This is a genomic window from Anaerolineae bacterium, from assembly GCA_014360855.1.
GTDB lineage: Bacteria > Chloroflexota > Anaerolineae > JACIWP01 > JACIWP01 > JACIWP01.
In genome coordinates this window covers 1-1,958 of record JACIWP010000395.1, presented here as the reverse complement: position 1 = coordinate 1,958, position 1,958 = coordinate 1, and the positions used below count along the sequence as shown (strand labels likewise).

Annotated in this window: 3 protein-coding genes; 1 reads left to right on the top strand and 2 read right to left on the bottom strand. The window is 62.7% G+C overall.

What is annotated here, in order from left to right:
• The coding region (locus H5T60_14410) for an arsenical-resistance protein (GenBank protein MBC7243623.1) at positions 1 to 362 on the bottom strand (362 nt) is incomplete at its 3' end.
• Between the two features lie 47 nt (positions 363 to 409).
• Entirely contained in the window at positions 410 to 796 is a 387-nt protein-coding gene (locus H5T60_14405; GenBank protein MBC7243622.1) for a winged helix-turn-helix transcriptional regulator, read from the bottom strand.
• 201 nt (positions 797 to 997) lie between these two features.
• On the opposite strand from H5T60_14405, the gene H5T60_14400 reads away from it, so the two are divergent.
• Positions 998 to 1,958: glycosyltransferase family 39 protein (locus tag H5T60_14400; protein MBC7243621.1), on the top strand; the 961-nt coding region annotated here is incomplete at its 3' end.

The window sequence follows — 1,958 nt, the reverse complement described above, 5'->3', positions numbered from 1 at the left end:
TACTGCGGATAGTTATGCAGGAAGATGATGGCCAGCACGAACATCAGGATGGGCCCCACGACCCAGTTCTGCACCAGGGAGATGGCCAGCACCCGCACGTTGCGGAAGACCTCGCCCAGCTCCTCGTAGCGCACCTTGGCGAAAGGTGGGTACATCATCAGGATCAGGCCAATGGCGATGGGCACGTTGGTGGTACCGACCTGAAAGCGGTTGATGAAGGCCTCGACGCCGGGGATGAAGTAGCCGGCCCCCACCCCCACCGCCATCGCCAGGAAGATCCAAAGCGTCAGGAAGCGGTCCAGCAACGAAAGCTGTTTCGTAACTCCTGGCCTTTGCACAGCAACTTTGGCTTCGACAGACATGTGATCTCCTCCGATTATGTTAAGTAAGGGTTCCGCCAACAGAGGGCTCACTCGTTTTGATCCCCGTTACGGGGACCGCACGCCGGCTGGCGCTCACCCAGCCGGCGCGGGTCGAACAGTTCGCCGCACGCCTGATGGAGCGTTTCCAGCGCCTGCCGGTTGATGGAATAGTACACCCAGCGAGCATCGCGCGGGTCGCGCTCCGCTGTGATCAGACCGGCCTCCCGCAGGACGCGCAGATGGTGCGAGATGAGGTTCGGTGCCATGGACAGCACCTTCCCCAGCTCGCAGTTGCAGTACGTGCCCTGCATCAGTAGGTGGAAAATTTGCAAACGGGAGGGTTCCCCCAGGACCCTGAGCCATTCGGCCAGGCGAGAGAGGTCACTGGTCAGCGACGCCGCTTCGACCCTTGACCGGACACATTGAACCGCCATAATTTCTCCGATCTTTCGGGATGTTTCAACGGATATTGAATTATCTCCTACAAAATATATGCAGGAAGTGAAATTTGTCAAATTGGACATTGGAGTGCGAGGGCTATCTGTGAGGCAGGCCCCGACGTACTTGTTGCCGGCGCCGCTTCGTGCTACACTTACCCTGACACGCACACCATGCACAAGGAGGAACTGCAAGGCGTGGCAGAAGGCGAGCGCCGCCGGCTGGCGGCAGACCTCATCATCCTGCTCCTTATCACCCTGCCGGCCTGTTACCCGCTCCTGGCGCCCGGCATCCCGGCCACCCACGACGGGCTTCAGCATATCTTTCGCTTCTACGACTTCGATTACGCCCTGCGCGGCGGAGAGCTGTACCCGCGCTGGTCCCCCAACCTGCTCTTCGGCTACGGCAACGTCCTGCTCAACTACTACGCGTCCCTGACCTACTACCTCTCCCTGCCCATCCTGGCGCTGAGCGGGCGCTTCCTGCTGACCATCGAGATCATCTGTGCGCTGAGCCTCCTCGCCGGCGCGTGGACCATGTACCTGCTGGGCCGGCCGTTCCTGGGACGCCCGGGCGCCCTCCTCAGCGCCGCCATCTATACCTACCTCCCCTATCACCTGGCCGACGTCTATGTGCGCGGCACCCTGGGGGAATCGCTGGCCTTCGCCCTCCTGCCGGCCATCCTGTACCTGCTCTGGCGCGCCCTGCAGAGATCCAGCACCGGCGCCTGGGCACTCTTCAGCATAAGCCTGGCGGCACTCCTGTTAACGCATAACCTCAGCATCCTGCTGGCCGCGCCGGCGGTGTTCATCTTCGCCGGCGTCTGGCTGTGGCGCCGGCGCCAACTCCGCCTGCTTATCCCCCTGGCAGTAAGCACGGCTGGTGCCGCCGGCCTAAGCGCCTTCTTCTGGCTACCTATGCTAGTGGAAGCCGGCGCCATCCGCGCCGCGCGCGTGGTGCAGGACCCGTCCCTGGTGCTCCGCCGGCTGGCCTCTCTGCCCGACCTGGTATCGCCCTATTGGGTCTACCGGTATTATCCCTATCAGGGCACTGCCTTCGACCACCCGCTGAGCCGGCTTGCGGTGATTGGCCTGGCCCTCGCGCTCATCATCGTCGTTTTGCGTTGGCGGCACCTCCGGCCGTTCACCCGTGATTGGG